The 18,573-nt window shown below is 73.7% G+C and carries 16 protein-coding genes; 11 read left to right on the top strand and 5 right to left on the bottom strand.

Annotated features, from left to right (window positions below; genetic code table 11):
- The coding region (locus GTR02_RS09260; protein ID WP_166607199.1) for a Mu transposase C-terminal domain-containing protein at positions 1–1,992 on the bottom strand (1,992 nt) is incomplete at its 3' end.
- Between the two features lie 3 nt (positions 1,993–1,995).
- A complete protein-coding gene (locus GTR02_RS09255; protein ID WP_166607198.1) occupies positions 1,996–2,772 on the bottom strand; it encodes a TnsA-like heteromeric transposase endonuclease subunit in 777 nt (258 codons plus the stop codon).
- Positions 2,773–3,029: 257 nt separating this feature from the next.
- Between GTR02_RS09255 and GTR02_RS09250 the strand changes: the two genes are divergently transcribed.
- From GTR02_RS09250 to GTR02_RS09240, 3 genes are all read left to right on the top strand, one after another.
- The gene (locus tag GTR02_RS09250; protein WP_166607197.1) at positions 3,030–3,968 is read left to right on the top strand and encodes a phosphotransferase; all 939 of its coding nucleotides are present in this window, start codon (positions 3,030–3,032) and stop codon (positions 3,966–3,968) included.
- Positions 3,969–4,067: 99 nt separating this feature from the next.
- Complete coding sequence (locus GTR02_RS09245) at positions 4,068–5,087, top strand: tyrosine-type recombinase/integrase (protein ID WP_166607196.1); 1,020 nt, start codon at positions 4,068–4,070, stop codon at positions 5,085–5,087.
- Positions 5,088–5,216: 129 nt separating this feature from the next.
- The gene (locus tag GTR02_RS09240; protein ID WP_166607195.1) at positions 5,217–7,829 is read left to right on the top strand and encodes an ExeM/NucH family extracellular endonuclease; all 2,613 of its coding nucleotides are present in this window, start codon (positions 5,217–5,219) and stop codon (positions 7,827–7,829) included.
- Positions 7,830–8,168: 339 nt separating this feature from the next.
- Here GTR02_RS09240 and GTR02_RS09235 read toward each other — a convergent pair whose 3' ends face one another.
- A complete protein-coding gene (locus tag GTR02_RS09235) occupies positions 8,169–9,503 on the bottom strand; it encodes a M20/M25/M40 family metallo-hydrolase (RefSeq protein ID WP_338073698.1) in 1,335 nt (444 codons plus the stop codon).
- A gap of 68 nt (positions 9,504–9,571) precedes the next feature.
- On the opposite strand from GTR02_RS09235, the gene GTR02_RS09230 reads away from it, so the two are divergent.
- The 7 genes from GTR02_RS09230 (at position 9,572) to GTR02_RS09200 (ending at position 16,386) form a co-directional block, all read left to right on the top strand.
- Positions 9,572–10,303, top strand: coding sequence for a GntR family transcriptional regulator (locus GTR02_RS09230; RefSeq protein ID WP_166607193.1), 732 nt, complete (start codon positions 9,572–9,574; stop codon positions 10,301–10,303).
- Positions 10,304–10,547: 244 nt separating this feature from the next.
- Entirely contained in the window at positions 10,548–11,447 is a 900-nt protein-coding gene (locus GTR02_RS09225) for a sugar phosphate isomerase/epimerase family protein (RefSeq protein ID WP_166607202.1), read from the top strand.
- A 55-nt stretch (positions 11,448–11,502) separates the two neighbouring features.
- A complete protein-coding gene (locus GTR02_RS09220; RefSeq protein ID WP_166607192.1) occupies positions 11,503–13,215 on the top strand; it encodes a dihydroxyacetone kinase family protein in 1,713 nt (570 codons plus the stop codon).
- Between the two features lie 35 nt (positions 13,216–13,250).
- Positions 13,251–13,751 (top strand): ribose-5-phosphate isomerase, encoded by a 501-nt coding sequence (locus tag GTR02_RS09215; protein ID WP_166607191.1) that lies wholly within the window; start codon positions 13,251–13,253, stop codon positions 13,749–13,751.
- Between the two features lie 72 nt (positions 13,752–13,823).
- Positions 13,824–14,600, top strand: coding sequence for a triose-phosphate isomerase family protein (locus tag GTR02_RS09210; RefSeq protein WP_166607190.1), 777 nt, complete (start codon positions 13,824–13,826; stop codon positions 14,598–14,600).
- 57 nt (positions 14,601–14,657) lie between these two features.
- Positions 14,658–15,632: a 3-hydroxyacyl-CoA dehydrogenase family protein gene (locus GTR02_RS09205; protein ID WP_338073697.1), complete on the top strand. Its 975-nt coding sequence runs from the start codon at positions 14,658–14,660 to the stop codon at positions 15,630–15,632.
- A 79-nt stretch (positions 15,633–15,711) separates the two neighbouring features.
- The gene (locus GTR02_RS09200) at positions 15,712–16,386 is read left to right on the top strand and encodes an FCD domain-containing protein (RefSeq protein WP_205708921.1); all 675 of its coding nucleotides are present in this window, start codon (positions 15,712–15,714) and stop codon (positions 16,384–16,386) included.
- Positions 16,387–16,701: 315 nt separating this feature from the next.
- Here GTR02_RS09200 and GTR02_RS09195 read toward each other — a convergent pair whose 3' ends face one another.
- Positions 16,702–17,310 (bottom strand): GNAT family N-acetyltransferase, encoded by a 609-nt coding sequence (locus GTR02_RS09195; protein ID WP_166607189.1) that lies wholly within the window; start codon positions 17,308–17,310, stop codon positions 16,702–16,704.
- A gap of 101 nt (positions 17,311–17,411) precedes the next feature.
- Here GTR02_RS09195 and GTR02_RS09190 point away from each other — a divergent pair, with 101 nt between their 5' ends.
- A complete protein-coding gene (locus tag GTR02_RS09190) occupies positions 17,412–18,008 on the top strand; it encodes a CDP-alcohol phosphatidyltransferase family protein (RefSeq protein WP_166607188.1) in 597 nt (198 codons plus the stop codon).
- On the opposite strand, the gene GTR02_RS09185 is transcribed toward GTR02_RS09190, so the two are convergent.
- Positions 17,998–18,573, bottom strand: a 576-nt coding sequence (locus tag GTR02_RS09185; protein ID WP_276610760.1) for a rhodanese-like domain-containing protein, incomplete at its 5' end; no start/stop codon positions are given. The two genes, GTR02_RS09190 and GTR02_RS09185, sit on opposite strands and share 11 nt — an antisense overlap.

Raw genomic sequence — 18,573 nt, 5'->3', positions numbered from 1 at the left:
GGGGAGTGGTGGGCGGGCAGAAGCGGCGGCGCTGCGAGCGGCCAGCCGTCGATCCTTGCGGCGTTGTGCTCGACGCTGCTGCCCTAAGGACTGATCCACCCGCTGGATCGTCGGCGCGTCGCGGGCTGGCGGCCCCGCGGCCAGGTCGTCCATCAGCTCCCGGGCGGCCGCGGCGATGGAGGTGGCGTCGCGCTGGTGGCGCTCCGCGGCGATCTGCCGGGCTCGGCGCCAGATGTCCTGACTGAAGGGGCCCTCGACGGTGTCGGCCAGTGTCCACGTCAGGGTGATCCACCGGTCCTCACGCGGATCGTGCAGCCAGGCGCGGCGCACGTCGTAGGGGTCGTAGGCCACCTGCCACTTACCGTCCTGGGCGCTGATCCCGGAGTGGGTGTGCCGCAGTGGCCCCAGGTCGGGGCTGTCGTAGACGCGCTGGTGCAGGGTGAGGCCGTAGGCGCTGATCCGGCGCCAGGTCGTGGGGAGCAGCGCCAGGTACTCCCTCTCCCCGAACGGCACCGGCACGTAGCCGGCGTGGGTGATCATCGCGGCGTACATCTCGTTGGGGGAGAGAACCACCTCGGGGCGGTGGGGGTCGCGCAGGCCGTTGTGTGGGCGGTTCTGCCAGATGGTGACGATGAACTGATCGAGCAGGTCCTGCAGCTCGTGCAGGGTGTAGGTGGCTCCCGAGGCGATGGCCGCTTCGACGTCGCTGCCGCGGCGGGTCACCGACCGTCCGGTGTAGGCGGCGAGGTACTGCACGAACAAGGTGTTCAGAGAGGAGAAGGTGCGCTCGACGACGCCCTTGTCGGTGGGCGTGCGAGGCGCAGCCGGTTGCAGGCTGACGCCGAGGCTGGCGCAAGCGTCCTGGAAGCGACGCGAGAGGAACACCTTGCCGTGATCGACGACGATGGTCTCGGGAACGATGACCGGCCGGGCGGCGGCGTGACGCAGGCGGTCGTCGGCGTCGATGAGTTGGCGGTAGGGCAGGACGGAGGCGTCCAACCGCAGGGCGGCGGCCCACCCCGGGCGCATCGGCTCGGGCACGATCATGCGGGCCAGCAGCATGGCCGTGTCCACGCTCTTGCTGGCGCGGGGACTGAGCAGCGCGGCGCAGATGCTGCGGGTGGCGACGTCGATGGCCAAGGTCACCTCGGCGCGGCCGTGGACGCCGTCGGAGTACTCGACCATCACATCCAGCAGGGTCGCGTCGATCTGCACCTGCTCCCCGGGACGGGTCGCGACGGTCGGGGTAAAAGGACGCTCGGGGCGGTTGGCCGCGGAGCGGCGGGTGGTCGCGTCGCCGAAGGTGTAGCGGCCGGCGTCCAAGGCGGCGATGAGCCGGTAGAAGCTCGTGCGCGAAGGCAAGATTTGCTCGGCGATGTCCTCGCCGTGCTCGAGGCGCAGGCGCTGCTCGACGCGCAGCAGCAGGCGGCTGCGGGTCCCGGTCGATCGGGGGGTTTCGGTCTCCATCAGCTCTGCGGTCACAGCGACGACGCGTGGATCGATGCGCCCGGTCGGTAGTGATCGACGTGCTGCGCGGTGGTCGACGAGACCCCACAGGCCGTGCTGCTGGTAGCGCTGGCAAAGCCGGCGCAGGTGGCGGTCGCTGACGGGGTGTCCGTTGGCCGACAGGAGCTGTGCTTTGGTGATGCTGCGTGACCGCAGGGAGGGTGACAGAAGCGTTCCGCCCGCCCAGGGCGAGCGGTGATCAACGCCGGGGGTCAGTACGTCCAGGACCTGCTGCTCCCAGAAGCGGGCTTGCTGCAGAGCCCGTGCTGGAACGGCCTGGAGCCAGGTGATGTCGGCGACAGGGGAGACGCTAAGAGCCTTCGCGTGGAAGATTTCCACGTCGTGGTAGGCGAAGAGGTCGACGGTGCTGTGGCGTTGCTCGGCGCCGGTGATCAAGCGCAGCGTCAAGATCGCACCGTCCACGCCGACGACCGTGTGAGGTGCGCCGTCCAGCAGTAGCTGATCGCCGATACCCAGGTGTTCCACGGCTCACCTCGCCCGCTGCGGTGAGTTCAAGGCGGTGGTGATCAAGCTGGTGTCGCTCAGCGGAAGGTACTGCTCGTAGGTCAGCACCTGCCGCCACAGCAAGTGGTACAGCACTGCCGGCCACTGCAAGCCGTCACCGCAGGCACGCAGGCCGTCGGCCAAGGGGAGTGGGGACCGGAAGGTGTCCGACAAAGCGGCGACCATGGCGGGGTCGGTGCCGAAGCGGGGGTGGCGGTAACCGGCCAACCACCTCACGTTGCGTGCATGTACGACGTCGAGATCCGTGCAGACGCGGTACTGCCAGCCGAGCTGCTGGCATAGCCGCTTAGTCCGGTCGAACACCTGCTCCGTGGCGGCGTCGAGACGGGCGAGCGGGCGCACGTCGACCACGACACCCGAACCGTCACGAAGGCGTAGGAAGAAGTCGGGTGCGTGTGAGGGTCCGCGGCTAACTCGTCCTTCGTCACCGCGGACGGCTCCTGCGGCATCTTCGAACATGATCCAGAAGGGTTGGGAGGCGATGCCCGTGACGTCGGGGTCGTGATCGAAGAGCATCAGGTGGTCGCGCTCGAGCCAGGACTCGTACCCGATGGACCGGCCGGTGGTGGCCGCCCACCACCAACCGTCATAGCTGCGCTTGTGCGGCCAGGTCGGGAACGCCCGCACCGGGGCGACGACCTCGAAGGCGATGTCGCCAGCGTCAAGCGGCGTGGCGATGCGGGCAGTGCCGTCGTCAGCGATGAAGCACAGCCGGGCCGAGCACGTCGTGTCGACGTCCACTCAACCAGCGTCCTCTTGGGCCGGCCGTGGGACAAGTAGCTGGGACGTTGGGACAACAAGACTGGGATTTGGGACAAGATGACTGGGATTGGGACATGTGCACTGGGACGGGACATGGGGCCGGGGCAGGGAGCGGAGCCGGGTCCGCACGCCGCTTTGACATAATGAGCATTATCGGCGTTGCCGGGAGGGCGTGCTGAGACCACTCTCGCCGAGTCGCTTCGACGTCGCCCGTGCTTCCGTGCTTGCGTCACCCCGTGACCCGCGCTGACGACACGACCGCACCCGATCGCGAGGCCCTCGTGCGCGGCCTGGCGCGCGACGCCCTGGGCAGTGACACCACCATCGGCCGCGTCGACGTGCTGACGTCCGGCCCCGCCGGCGCGGTCCTGGTGCTGCGCCTGGCCGACGCCCCCGACGTCGTGGCCAAGCTGGCCCCGGTGACGGCACGCCCCGCCGTCGACCTCCGGCGGACGGCCGCCGTCGCCTCGATGGTCCGGGCCGCGGGCGCACCCGTGGCGGCCGTCGTGGCGGCCGGGGACGCCGGCCCCTGGCAGTACCTCCTGCAGCTCGAGGTCCCTGGGCGGGCGTGGCGCGACGTGGTGCGGCAGCTGGACGCCGCGGCCGCCGCGGCCGCCCGCCGGGAGATCGCCGCAGCCGTCCGGGCGGTGCACAGCGTCGAGGTCGACGGGTTCGGCGAGTTCACGGCCACCGGGGAGGTCGCGGCCGCTCCCGACCTGCTGGGTGCCCTGCGGCGCCGCGCCGACCTGCGGATCCTCGACACCGCCCGACGGGAGCTGTTCCTGGAGGTGCTCGACGAGCGCGCCGGGCTCTTCGCCGTTCCCGGCCGGCCCACGGTCTGCCACGACGACCTGCACCACGGCAACGTCCTGTTCCGGCCGGCGTCGGGCGGGTGGACGCTGAGCGGGATCATCGACTGGGACAAGGCGTGGGCCGGCCCGGCCGACGCGGACACCGCCCGCCTGCAGTTCTGGGACGACATGACCGACCCGGTCCCTGATCGCCACCACGACGCGGCGCTCCCCCCGCGAGCCAGCGACCGAGACCTCGTCCACCAGCTGCTGTGGTGCCTCGAGCACGACTGGGCCACCCCTCGCCACCGCGGTGACACCACGGCCGTCCTCGACGCGTTGTCGGTCGCCCGGCATCGACACCCCCGCCCCAAGGACGCATAACGGCGAATATGCTGACGCCGATGCATCACTCCCCCGATACCGTTGCAGTGCAACACTTCTGCTGGACACCGTCCGTGTCCGGGTGGTAACCTCTCCCCCATGACTCCCCCGTTCTCCGGGGTTTCCCCGCAGCTGGACGAGACGACCGCGCTGCCGACGGCGCACGCGGCCTACGAGGTGGCACGACTCCCCCGCAAGGACTCGCCGCACACTGTCGCCGCCCGGCGTCGTGACGTCGGCGGGATGCTCCCCCGCCTCGCCGTGGCCACCGGCTCCCCCGTCGACGACCTCGTGGTGGCCGACCTCACCGTGCCGGCGCTGCGCGCCGCCTTCGCCGACTTCGCCGGGACCCACGCCCGGAGTTCCATCGCCCGCTGCTGGTCGACGTGGAACGGCTGGTGCGACTTCCTCGTGGCCGAGGAGGCGTTGCCGGGCAACCCGATGGCCGGCGTCGCCCGACCCAGGCCGGCACGTCAGGCGCCGAAGCCGCTGCGCGGTGAGGACACCCCCGAACTGCTCCTGGCCTCGGTCGCCGCGGGCGCGCGGCAGGCGCGCCGGCCGTGGCCCGAACGCGACCTCGCCCTCATCGCCACGCTCCTCGTCAGCGGCATCCGCAGCGCGGAACTCACCGGCCTGCGGGTCGGCGACCTCGTCGGCGGTCCGGGCGACGAGCGGTTGCACGTGCGCGGCAAGGGCAACGCCGAACGCAGCGTCCCCGTCGAGCCCGCGCTCGCGGAACTCCTGCGCGCGTACCTGACGAGCCGGTCGGTGCGTCTGCTGGGCGGGCGCCCTGCGCGGCTGGACGCGCCGCTCTTCGTGGACGCGGCCGGGCGGCCCCTGACGCGCAACCAGCTGCAGTACCTCGTGCGCAGCTGCTACCGCTCCGCGGGCATCCACGACCGGGTGCACCGCGGCTCGCTCGTCCACGCGCTGCGGCACACCTTCGCCACCCGGGTCGTGGCGAGCGGCGCCAGCGCCGTCGAGGTGATGCGCCTGCTCGGCCACCAGAGCCTCACCACCTCGCAGCAGTACGTGGACGCAGGCGCCCAGGAGCTGCGCTCGGCCGCGGCGGGCAGCGCGTCCTACGCGGCGCTGCGACAGTTGGCGTCGCGTCGCTGAGACGCCTGGCCAGCCCCCGCGCCGCCCGTCGGCCGGCACCGCTCGCCCACGTCCCCCCGTCACTCCGCGGTGGCATCCCGTTCACCCGGTGTGGTTAGCCTGCGCGTCACCCGACCGGAAGGCACCACCGTGGCACCCCGCTCCTCCCGTCCCGCCCGCACCGTGCTGCTCGCCACGACGACCGTGGCCGCCCTGGCCGCCGCCGTCACGGCGGCGCCGGCCGCCGGGGCCGCGCCCGTCCCCGCGCGGCCGTTCGTCAGCGAACTGCACTACGACAACGCCGGGACGGACACCGGCGAGTTCGTGGAGGTCCAGCTGCCGGCGGGCACGTCGAGCGCCGGGTGGTCGATCGCCCTGTACAACGGCGGCAACGGCGCGGCGTACACCACCTCTCCGCTGCCGGTGGTGCAGGCGCCCGCCGACGCCCCCGCCGTCACCGTCGTCACCTACCCCGCCAACGGCATCCAGAACGGCTCGCCCGACGGGGTGGCTCTGTTGGACCCGGCCGGCGCCGTCGTGGAGTTCCTGTCCTACGAGGGCACCGTGACGGCGACCGACGCCGCTGTCGGCACCAGCACGGACATCGGTGTAGCGGAGGCGGGCACCGAGGAGGCGGGGCAGTCGCTGTCCCGCACGGTCACGGCCGCCGGTGACCTGGTGTGGGCGGGGCCCGCCGCGGCGACGCCGGGCCGGGTCAACGCCGCGGCCCCGACGGCTCCGCCGCCCGCCGCCGTCTGCACCGCCGCCGCGATCGCGGTCGGAGCGGTCCAGGGCGACGGCCCGGCGACGCCGCTGGCCGGTACCGAGGTCGTCGTGCGGGGAACGGTCGTGGGCGACACGGCCGCGCTGGGCGGCTTCTACCTGCAGGACGGCGGGGACGGCTCCACCGCGACGTCCGACGGCGTGTTCGTCGTCTCCGCCGCGCCCGTCGACCTGGGCGACACCGTCGCCGTCCGGGGTACCGCCGAGGAGGGCTTCGCGCAGACCCAGGTCCGGGCGAGCGGTGTCGAGGTGTGCACGGACGGCGGCGCCGCGGACCTGCCCGCCCCTGCGACCCTGCCCCTGCCCTCGGGCGACGCCGAGCGGGAGCGCGTCGAGGGGATGCTGGTGCGCCCCGGCGCGACCCTCAGCGTGAGCGAGGTCTTCGCCCTCACGTCCTTCGGGGAGCTCACCCTGTCCTCGGGCGGCGTGCTGGTGCAGCCCACCGAAGCCGCCCGCCCCGGCCCGGGCGCGCAGGCCGTGGCCGCCGAGAACACCCGGCGCCGCATCGTCCTGGACGACGCGTCCGGGGCGCGCCGCAGCGTCACCGACCGTCCCTACCTCGCTCCGGGTGCGCCCGTGCGCGTGGGGGACGAGCTGACGTTCACCGCCCCCGTCGTCCTCGGGTTCGGCTTCGACCGCTGGCGGCTGCAGCCGGCCGACGGGACCGCCGACGGCACGTTCGCCCCGCAGGACACGCGCCCTGCGGCGCCCGCCGCGGTCGGCGGGGACGTGCGGGTCGGGGCCTTCAACGTCCTGAACTACTTCCTCACCCGCACGGGCACCGCCGCCCGCGGCGCGACCACCGACGCGGAGTTCGAGCAGCAGGCCGCCAAGATCGTCAGCGCCATCTCCGCCACGGACGCCGACGTCCTTACCCTCATGGAGATCGAAGACACCGCGAGCACCGGCTACGGCGACGGTTCGCCCGACCAGGCCGTGGCCGACCTGGTGCGCCGGCTGAACGCCGTGCCCGGCACCCGGCCCTGGGCGTACTCCCCGTTCCCAGCGGAACTGCTCGGCACCGATCGCGACGTCATCCGCAACGCGATCATCTACCGCCCCTCCGCGGTGCAGCCCGTCGGCGCGAGCGTCGGGCACGTCGACGAGGCGGCCTTCGGCAACGCCCGCGAACCGCTGGCGCAGACCTTCACGGCGGCCGGTGACACCTTCACGGTGGTCGCCAACCACTTCAAGTCCAAGGGGTCGGGCACGACGGCCACGGGCGACAACGCGGACACCGGTCAGGGCGCCTTCAACGGCGACCGGGTGCGCCAGGCCACCTCGCTCGCCGGGTTCCTGCGCGAGCTCACCGCCTCCAGCGGTGACCCGGACGTCATCTCGCTCGGCGACTACAACGCCTACACCGCGGAGGACCCGATCGTCGCGCTGCAGGACGCCGGGCTCACCGACCTGGGGACCCGCTTCGACGCCGGCCGCTACAGCTACGTCTTCGACGCCCTCTCGGGTTCCCTCGACCACGCCCTGACCACCGCGTCGCTGACCGCGAAGGTCACCGACGCGACCCACTGGAACATCAACTCCGTCGAGTCCGGCGCGTTCCAGTACTCCGGGGACGACGCGCTGTACGCCCCGGACCCCTACCGCGCCAGCGACCACGACCCGCTGCTGGTCGGTCTCGACCTCGAGGCCGCGCCGCTGACCTGCCAGGGCGAGGTGCCGACCCTCGTCGGGACCGAGGGGGCGGACGTGCTGCGCGGCGGCAACGGCCGCGACGTCGTCGTCGCCCTCGGGGGCGACGACCGCATCGAGACCGGCAACGGGGACGACCTGGTCTGCGCGGGCGGCGGCAGGGACGTCGTGGTGGCCGGCAACGGCCGGGACACCGTCTACGGCGGCGCGGGCGACGACCGGCTCGACGGCGGCAACGGCGACGACCGCCTGACCGGCGGGGCCGGGACCGACGCCCTGCTGGGCGGCAACGGCAACGACGTCGAGGTGCAGGACGGCCCCGACGCCTGAGGCTCGCGCCCGACCGCGGTGCCGGCGACGAGTCCGCGCCGGCACCGCGGTCAGCCGGGTACGACCACCGCTGGACGCACACCCGACGAGCACGGCGGCGTGGACGCCGGCGGCATCCGTGGACGGGGAGTCCCGGGGCCGCGGCGGAACTCCCCTCGTCCTGGTCCACGGCGGGTTCGGCACCGCCGAGACGTTCTCGGCCACGGCACCGCAGTGGGCGACCGACCGGCGCGTGGTCTGCCTGGAGCGGCGAGGACACGGGCACACACCGCCCTGCTCTCGGATTCCGCTCGGCCACAGCGGGTCCGGAGCGTCACCGCCTGACGGGCCGCGCCTGCGTCAGCAGGTCGCGACGAACCGCCGCAGCACTCGGACGCCGAACTCGAGGGCGTCGACCGGGACCCGCTCGTCGATGCCGTGGAACATGCCCGCGAAGTCCAGGCCCGCCGGCAACCGCAGCGGAGCGAACCCGTACCCGCGGATGCCGAGGCGCGCGAAGGACTTGTTGTCGGTGCCGCCGGCGAGGCAGTAGGGCAGCACGACCGCGTTCGGGTCCTCCTCGGCGAGGACGGCGCGCATCCGGTCGACCAGCGGCGCGGCGAACTCCGTCTCCAGGGCGCGGTCGACGTGCACCTCCTCGACGTCGACGCGCTCCCCCGCGAGCTCGCGGATCGTCGACAGCAGCTCCTCCTGCCGCCCCGGCAGGAACCGGGTGTCGATGAGCGCCGTCGCCGTCCCGGGGATCACGTTGTGCTTGTAGCCCGCGTCCAGCGCCGTGGGGTTCGAGGTGTTCTGCAGCGTGGCCCCCACCCAGCGCGCCGTCGTGCCGAGCTTGGCGAGCAGCAGCGAGGGATCGGTCTCGTCGAAGGTGACCCCGGTGATCTCCGAGACGCCCTGGAGGAACTGCCGCACGGTCGCGGTGTACTCCAGCGGCCACCCGTAGGCGCCGATGCGGGCCACCGCGGCGCACAACCGGGTCACGGCGTTGTCGGTGCCCACCTGGGAGCCGTGACCGGCGCGCCCGTGCGCCACCAGCCGCAGCCAGGCGATGCCCTTCTCGGCGGTCTGCAGCAGGTAGGCGCGCTGGCCGTCGATGTCGACGGAGAACCCCCCGACCTCGCTGACCGCCTCGGTCACGCCCTCGAAGAGGTCCGGGCGCTCGTCGACCAGCCAGCGCGCCCCCTGGACCCCGCCCGCCTCCTCGTCGGCCACGAACGCGAAGACGAGGTCGCGGGGCGGGCGCGTGCCCGTGCGCGCCAGGTCGCGCACGACCGCGAGCAGCATCGCGTCCATGTCCTTCATGTCCACCGCGCCGCGACCCCAGAGGCACCCGTCGGCGATCTCGCCGGAGAACGGGTCGACCTTCCAGTCCTCGGCGCGGGCCGGGACGACGTCGAGGTGGCCGTGCAGCAGCAGCGCCCCGCGCTCCGCCGTCCCCCGCTCCTCGCCCGGCACGCGCACCACGACGTTGCCGCGGCGCTCGTGCCCCTCGAGGTACTCGGGCGCCAGGCCGACCTCGGTCAGCAGGCCCATGACGTGCTCGGCCGCCACCCGCTCCCCGGGGCCCGACCCGTCCCCGTAGTTCGACGTGTCGATGCGCAGCAGGTCGCGGCAGATGTCCACGACCTCGCGCTCGGCCGTCGCGCCAGCAGCTGTCCCGGTGGTCTCGCTCACAACCGCCACGCTAGTAGCTCCGCGATGCGGGGCACCTGCGGCACGGGTGGCGGTAGCGTCCCGACCCCATGGACACCGTTCGCGTCGACGCGGCCACCGCGCAGGGTCGCGTGCCGGGAGCCTCCGAGCGCGACGGCGCGGGCCCGCCCGCCGCGCCGGGTGAGCACCGCGGGCTCTCCGACAGCGTCCACGAGGCGCTGCTGGAGCTGCTCATGAGCCGCGGCGTGGAGCCGGGTTCCGCCCTGCGCACGCAGGCCGTCGCGGACCGCCTCGGCGTCTCCGCGACCCCCGTGCGCGAGGCGCTCGCCCGGCTGGAGGCGACGGGCCTGGTCGTGCGCTCGGCGCGCCGCGGCTACCGGGCGGCGCCGCTGCTCACCCCGGAGGAGCTCGGCCAGCTCGTCGACGTGCGCCTGCTCGTCGAGCCGGGCAACGCCGAACGCGCCTGCCGCCGCTCCGACGACGCGTTCGTCCGGCGCCTGTGGGGTGCCGTCGAGGCGCAGCGGACCGCCCCGACCGGTCCCGGCTACGCCGGCTTCAAGGAGTACCTGCGCGCCGACTGGTCCTTCCACGAGCTCGTCGCGGAGGGCACCGGCAACCCCTTCATCGTGCGGACGCTGGACTCCTTCCGCGGGTTCGTGCAGCGCCTGCACCAGGTGGAGGAGCGCGTCCCGGACGCCGCCGACAGCGTCGCCGAGCACGAGGCCATCGTCCGGGCCTTCGAGCAGCGGGACCCGGCGGGAGCCGCCGACGCCATGCGGCGTCACCTCGAGCGGGTGCTGCGACGGGCGGCGCCGGGCTGACGCGGGCAGGCTGGGCCCCGCGCCGTCCGGCCCACCCGCCGGGTGTCGGCGTTGACACCGCCGCCGGGGGTGCTGCACCCTCATCACCGAGCAGAACCTGATTTTCTATAGAATCTGACCGCCCGCAGGAACCACCGATGGAGCGATCTTGAGCACGAGCGACGACGCCACCGCGCCCGCCACCACGGTCTTCGACGGCTACCCGGACGTCCTGACCCGGGAGAACTGGCCGATCACCGTCCCGATGATGCCGCACCCGCACGTCCTGCCGGACGGCACGACGGTGCAGGAGCAGTCCGCCGAGGGCTGGGCCGCGACCCTCGACGTCATGGTCGACGCGGGCTACACGAGCATCGACCCGACCGACACCTGGATCCGCATCGCGGACCTCTCCCCCGAGCGGCTGCAGGAGTTCGCCCGGACGGTGCGCGGCGCCGGCCTCAGCATCCCCGCCTTCTCCACCTCGCGCCGCAGCGTGATGGACCCCGAGCACGCCGAGGAGCACCTCGCCTACTCCCACCGGGCCATCGACGCGTGCGCGGCCATCGGGATCCCGCTGGTCAACTTCGGCTTCATGCGCGGCCTGACCCCCGACCAGGCGAAGGCCCTCTGGTTCTGGCTCGAGCCTGGCCCCGCCGACGACCCCTCCCCCGAGGCCCGGGCGCTCGCCGTCGCGCGCATCAAGGAGCTCGCGGAGCACGCCCAGGGCGTCGGCGTGCAGATCGCGCTGGAGATGTACGAGGACACCTACCTCGGCACGGCGGACTCCGCCGTGCGGTTCATCCACGAGGTCGGCATGGACAACGTCGGGCTGAACCCCGACTTCGGGAACATCCTGCGGCTGCACCGCGAGGTCGAGCCGTGGCTCGAGATCGCCGAGAAGATGCTGCCGCACACCAACTACTGGCACCTGAAGAACTACTACCGGGACGAGGAGCCGAACACCGGCTCCGTGCGCACGCACCCGGCGCCGCTGGAGTTCGGCACGATCAACTACCGCAAGGCCATCCAGCTGGCGATCGACTCCGGCTTCCGGGGCGCCTTCTGCGTCGAGCACTACGGCGGCGACAGCATCAGCGTCGGCGCCACCAACCGCGAGTACATCCGGCGGGTCCTGCCCCGCAGCACGCCGCTCGCCGGCTGACCGCACCACACCCCAGCACCCACCGCCACCGCCACCGATCGAGGGAGATCACTCCATGACCCGGATCTTCGGGGACCCGTCGTCGTTCGTCCCGGACGCGCTCGCGGGGTTCGTGGACCTGTACTCGTCCTACGTCCAGCCCGTCCCGCACGGCGTCGTCCGCTCGACCGCCAGCCCGCAGGGCAAGGTGGCCGTGGTCGTCGGCGGCGGGTCCGGCCACTACCCGGCCTTCGCCGGCTACGTCGGCCCGGGCCTGGCCGACGGTGCGGTGTGCGGCGACGTCTTCGCCTCGCCGTCGACGCGCTGGGCCTACGACGTCGCCAAGGCCGCCGACCACGGCGGCGGCGTCCTGCTCGGCTTCGGCAACTACGCGGGCGACATCCTCAACTTCGGCCTGGCCGCCGAGCGGCTGCGCGCCGAGGGCATCCCCGCCGAGCTCCTCGTGGTCACCGACGACGTCGCGAGCGAAGGACAGGGCGCGAACAACCAGCGCCGCGGCATCGCGGGCGACGTCGTGGCGTTCAAGATCGCCGGCGCCGCGGCCGAGGCCGGGTACTCCTTCGACGACGTCGTACGCGTGTCCCGCTTCTGCAACGACGTCACCCGGTCCATGGGCATCGCCTTCGAGGGCTGCACGCTGCCGGGCGAGACCGAACCGCTGTTCACCGTCACCAAGGGCCACATGGGCGTCGGCCTCGGCATCCACGGTGAGCCCGGCATCTCCGAGGAGCCCATCGGCACCCCGCAGGAGATCGCGGACCTGCTCGTCGACCGGGTGCTCGGGGGCAGGCCCGACGAGGCCCCCGACTCCGGGCGCATCACCGTGCTGGTCAACGGCCTCGGCTCCACGAAGTACGAGGAGCTGTTCCTCCTCTACGCACCCATCGCCGCGAAGCTGCGCGCCGCGGGCTACGAGATCGTCGCCCCGCAGGTCGGCGAGCTGGTCACGTCGCTGGACATGGCGGGGGCCTCGCTCACCGTGACCTGGCTGGACGAGGAGCTCGAGACGCTCTGGACCGCCCCGGCGCAGACCCCCGCCTTCTCCACAGGCGCCACCATCGAGACGACCCCGGCCGAGCCGTACGTCGTGCCCGACGAGGCCTCGGTCAGCTACGACGGGACGCCCGCCGACGCCGCGGCCGCCGGGGCCCGCATCGCGGGGCTCGTCGAGGTCGTGCGCGACGCGCTGCACGGAGCGGAGGAGGAGCTCGGCCGCATCGACGCCGTCGCCGGCGACGGCGACCACGGCGTCGGCATGGCCCGCGGCTCCACTGCCGCCGCCGAGGCGGCCCGCACGGCCTCCGACGCCGGTGCGGGCGCCGCGTCCACGCTCGCCGCCGCGGGTGACGCGTGGGCCGACCGCGCGGGCGGCACCTCCGGAGTGATCTGGGGCGTGCTCCTGCGGGCCTTCGCCGAGGCGCTGGGGGACGAGGGCACCCCCGACGCCCGGGCGGTGGCCGCGGGGGCCACCGCCTCCGTGGAGGCCGTCATGCGGCTCGCCGGGGCGCGCGTGGGCAACAAGACCATGCTCGACGCCCAGGTGCCGTTCGCCGAGACGCTCGCCGCCCGCGTCGAGGCCGCCGACGACCTCGCCACGGCGTGGCGCGCCGCGGCGGAGGCGGCGACCACGGCCGCCGACGCCACCAAGGAGCTGCGGCCCCAGATCGGCCGCGCCCGGCCGCTGGCCGAACGCTCGCTCGGCCACCCCGACGCCGGCGCCGTGTCGCTGGCGCTCGTGGCCCGCACCGTCGCCGACGCCCTCGGCTGAGCTCTCCCCGACCACCACCACCCCAGGAGGAACCCGTGAGCGACACCCCGCTGCGCGTCGTGCTGGCCGCCGACGACGCCGGCGTCCAGTACAAGGACGCCATCAAGGCCGACCTGCTGAAGGACCCCCGCGTCGGTGAGGTCATCGACGTCGGCGTCAACGGCGACGAGAGCAAGGCCTACCCCCACGTGGCCGTCGACGGGGCCCGCAAGATCGCGGCCGGCGAGGCCGACCGCGGGATCTTCGTGTGCGGCACCGGGATGGGCGTCGCGATCTCGGCGAACAAGGTCAAGGGCATCCGCGCCTCGGTGGCCCACGACAGCTTCTCCGTCGAGCGCCTCGTGCTGTCCAACGACGCGCAGGTGCTCGCGCTGGGGCAGCGCGTGATCGGCCTCGAGCTGGCGCGCCGGCTGGCGCGGGAGTTCCTGGGCTACGCGTTCGACCCGACCAGCGCCTCGGCCGAGAAGGTCGAGGCCATCTCCAGCTACGAGGACCCCAACCACGACGCGGACGCCGCCGCGTCGGCGTCCTCCTGAGGACGTCGCCGACCGCGGCGGCGAGAACCCCGCCGCGACCCCGCCCCTGACGACCGAGGACACTGCACGACCATGAGCACCCGTCAGCGCCCCCTCGTCGGCGTGAGCCTGAAGATGTACTTCGGGCTGGCCCGCACGCGCAGCTACCTCACCGAGGTGGCCGCGCTGGGCGCGCACGCCGAGGCGTGCGGCGTCGACGCCTTCGTCATCCCGGACTTCCTCTCCCTCACGACCGGGGTGGAGCTGCTGCGGGGCACCGGCGTCGCCGTGGGGGCGCAGGACGCCTCCTGGGAGGACTTCGGCGCGCTGACCGGCGAGGTCTCCCCCGCGGCCCTGGCCGAGGCGGGCGTCCGCTACGTCGAGCTGGGGCACGCCGAGCGGCGGCGGATGTTCGCGGAGGACGACATCGTCACGGCCCGCAAGGCCGCCGCCGTGGCTCGCAACGGCCTGGTCCCGCTGATCTGCTTCGGCGAGAACACCCGGGTCGACGTCGAGGACGCGGCCCGGGTCACCATCGGGCAGGTCCTGGCGGCGCTGGAGGACGTGCCGCCGGAGGCCGAGGTCGTCCTCGGCTACGAACCCAACTGGGCCATCGGCGCCTCCGAGCCGGCCTCCCCCGACCACGTCGTCGGCGTGACCACGCGCCTGCGAGAGGCGGTCGCCCACCGCACCGGGAGGACGCGCATCCTCTACGGCGGCAGCGCCGGCCCCGGGTTGTTCGCCCAGGTCGCCGACGGCGTCGACGGCCTCTTCCTCGGCCGGTTCGCCCACGACGTGGCGAACTTCCGCACCGTCATCTCCGAGATCGGCGCCACGCGCGGCACCGGTCCCGCCCCGCACGACGCCTGACCCACCCCGCGGTCAGGCCACCGCACGCTCCTCGACCGAAGGAACCGGAGACACCTCGTGGCCACTCCCCGCACGGACAAGATCACCAAGGTCGCCCAGGTCGGCACCGGGTACATGGGCGGCGGCATCGCCCAGTCCCTCGCCCTGGCCGGCAACGACGTCTGGCTCGCCGACGCGGACGCGGAGTCGACGCACCGCAACCACGAGCGGCTCCTGAAGGAGTCGCGGCTGTTCGAGGGCCAGGGCCTGTTCGCGCCGGGCAGCACCGAGGTGCTCGAGCAGCGCCTCCACCCCGCCGACAGCATCGAGGAGGCCGTCGCCGACGTCGACTTCGTCGAGGAGGCCGTCTTCGAGGACCCGCAGGTCAAGAAGGACGTGCTGACCCGCGTCGAGGCGGCCGTGACCCCCGGCACCATCATCGGCACGAACACCTCGACCATCCCGGTGAAGGTGCTGGCCGAGGCGCTGACCGACCCCTCGCTGTTCCTCACCGTGCACTTCTCGAACCCGGCCCCGTTCATCCCCGGTGTCGAGCTGGTCATGGGTGAGGCGACGAACCCCGCGGTGCTGCCGCTGATCGACGACCTCCTCACGCGGGCGGGCCGTCGCGGCGCCCAGGTCAAGGACGTGCCGGGGTTCGTCCTCAACCGCCTGCAGTACATGCTCCTCAAGGAGGCCATGACCATCGTCGAGGAGGGCGTCGCCACCCCCGCCGACGTGGACACGATCGTCTCCACCACCTTCGGGTTCCGCCTGCCGTTCTTCGGCCCGTTCGCCATCGCGGACATGGCGGGCCTCGACATCTACGCCAAGGGCTTCGCGGTGCTGGAGGGCCACTTCGGCGACCGGATGTCCGCGCCGGGCAACCTGACCGAGCTCGTGGCGGCCGGCAAGTACGGCACGAAGACCGGTTCCGGGTTCCTCGAGCTGGCGCCTGAGAAGCTCACCGAGCTGATCGAGTACCGCAACAAGGCCTACAAGAAGATGCAGGAACTGCTCGAGGACCTCGGTCCCTCGCCGCTGGCGGAGTGAGTTCCCCGGGTGTGCGCGGTCGCCGCGGTAGCGTGACGGCGACCGCGCACACCGGGTGCGGGGTCCGAGGAGGAGACGCGTGACCCGCGAGCGGTCCGGCCGCCTGCCGTTGGCGGACAAGATGTACGGCGTGCTGCTCGAGGAGTTCCTCGACGGCACGCGCGCCCCCGGCGACGACCTGAACATCGCGACGCTCTCCCGCGAGCTGGACGTCAGCCAGACGCCGCTGCGCGAGGCGCTCGCCCGGCTGGAGCACACGGGGCTCGTGCGGCGCGAGGCGCTCAAGGGGTACCGCGTCGCTCCCCTGCCGACCGACGACGAGGTCGGCCAGCTCCTCGAGGCGCGCCTGGTCCTCGAACCCCCCATGACCGCGGGGGCGTGCCGCCGCGCGTCCGGGGACCTCCTGCACGACCTGCAGCGCAGCATCGACGTGCTGGTGCTCGCCTCCGGCGGTGCGCCCGACCGCCGCTCGGCGCGCGAGTGGTGGGTGGCCGACGAGACGTTCCACACGCTGATCGCCCGCCGCAGCGGCAACGTGTACCTGGCCGCGGCCTACACGGCGCTGGGCGGTCAGCTGCAACGGGTCCGCGTCGCCGCGGGCCCGGCCGGCCTGGACCCGCAGCACAGCGCCCGCGAGCACCAGCAGGTCCTCGACGCCATGACGGACGGGGACGCGGACCGGGCCGGGGACCTCATGCGGCAGCACCTCGAGCAGGTGCGGCAGCGCGCGACGAACAAGACGCGCCTGCTGTAGAGGCGGTGCTTGTCATTCATCTTCATTCGTTTGCTGTGAGGCTATAGTATGTGAAGGCCACGTCAGCCCCGCGCCGGCCACACCAGGGGCCGTCGAAACCGCACCCGGCCGCCCACCATCGACATGTCGGCCGCGCGCACCGGACCCTGCGAACCGTGAGCCTGGACCTGGCCTGAACCCGACCCGGGGTCGACACCATGGCCCTCCCCCGGTAGGAGCGACCGGTTCGGGGCAGGGGTTGCGTTCGTTGGACGCCCTGCTCCCCTGCTGGCGGAGATGACTGGCTTGCCGATGGCTATAGTATAAGAAGACAGTTCACCGTTCGGGCCCCTCCCACGGTTCCGCCGGCGCCAGCGGCTCACCGCGCAGCACCGACCCGATCCAGCCGTCACGACGGGTTCCCCGCTGGACGAGCAGGCCGCGCACGCGGCCCTCGACGCGGAACCCGCACCGCCAGGCCGTGCGTCGCGAGCCCCAGTTCTCGACGTCGGCGCGCCAGTGCACGCCGGCCAGCCCCAGGTCGGCGAAGGCCCACCGCAGGACGGTCCGCACCGCGCGCGCCGCGGTGCCCCTCCCCCGCGCCCAGGGCCCGAGGCCGAAGCCCACCTCGGCCCAGCCGGTGCCGTCCAGGCGGAGGTCCACCGTGCCCGCGAACCCGCCGTCGACGACGACGGCGAACGAGGCGGCCGTCCCCTCCTCCCAGGTCCGCTCGCACGCGGTCAGGAACTCCTCGGCCTCGTCGGGGCCGTACGGGGTCGGCACGACGGTGAACCGGACCGTCGCGGGGTCGACGCACTGCGCCACGATCCCCGCGAGGTCCGAGCGCCGATGACGACGCAGCAGCAGGTCGTCGCCGTCGCGCAGGACGAGGTCGTCGGGCAGGAGGAGGTCGTCGGGTCGCCGGGGTCGCGCCGGAGTCGTCACGGCCTCATCCTGTCGGGGGCGGCCCGCCCCGGACATCCTCGTTTCCGGCGCCACCCCGCAGCGACGCGGGCGGCCGCCGCGCCGAGCACAGGAGTGCCCTCATGGACGGCCCCGCGCAGCGACCGGTGACCACGGGCGGGTCCCTCTGCCTCGAGGACGTGCGGCTGGGCCCCGGCGACCAGGTCACGCTCCTGCGACTGCTGCTGACCGCGGTGCTGGCCGGGGCCGTGGCGGCCCTCCTGCTGACCGGCTCGCCGGTCCGAATCACGTGGGTCGCCGTCCTGGCCTCCGTGGCCGCCGCCCTCGACGCCGTCGACGGGGTGGTGGCCCGGCGCACGGGCACCGCCTCGGCGGCCGGGGCCCGCTTCGACGTCGAGGCCGACGCCGTGTTCCTCACCGTGGCGTCGATCGCCCTGGTCCCCACGGTCGGACCGTGGGTGCTCGGGATCGGGGCCCTGCGCTACGCGTTCGTGGCGGCCGCGGCCGTCCGGCCCGCCCTGCGGCGGCCGTTGCCCCGCAGCCGTTCGCGACGCGTCGTCGCGGGCGGTCAGGCCGTCGCGCTCGTCCTCGCGCTGCTGCCGGTCACGCCGGTCGCCGTGGCCGAGGTGGCCGTCGGGCTCGCCCTCGCTGCCCTGTGCGGGTCGTTCGGGCGCGACGTCGTCCGGCTCGAACTCGCCGCACGCCGCGTCAGGCGCTGACCGCGGCGCCGCCCTCGACCTCTCCCCCGGCGCGCAACCAGGCGGCGAGCCCGCCGTCGAGGTGGCGGACGTCGGTGTAGCCGGCCGCCAGCAGCGCCCGCAGGGCCCGGGCGGAGCGCGTCCCGGCGGCGCAGTGCAGGACGAGGGGGCGGTCGCGGGGCAGCGCGGCCGTCCCGTCGAGGACCGTGGCCAGGGGCGCGGGCACGGCACCCGGCAGCGCGGAGGCCGCGTGCTCGCCAGGCTCGCGGACGTCGACGACGACGGGTGGTTCCGCCGAGGCCAGCTCGCGCTGCAGCTCGAGCGCCGAGACGGTGGGGAGGCCGGCGCCGGTTCCCGCCACGGCGACCGCGGCCTCGCCGTCCGCGAGCGCCGTCACGGGAGGCCGGGAGGGGTCGGGGCGCACGTCGAGGGTGCGCCAGGTGCCGGCGAGGCCGTCGAGGACGAGGACGCGGCCGAGCAGGCTGCGCCCGGCGCCGGTGATGAGCTTCACGGCCTCGGTGACCATCATCGAGCCGACCGCGGCGCACACGCCGCCGAGCACACCGGCCTCGCCGCAGCCGGGGAC

It is taken from the genome of Kineococcus siccus (assembly GCF_009906795.1).
GTDB lineage: Bacteria > Actinomycetota > Actinomycetes > Actinomycetales > Kineococcaceae > Kineococcus > Kineococcus siccus.
Note: the sequence above shows the minus strand (reverse complement) of the source record. Positions and strands in the feature narration are given on the sequence as shown.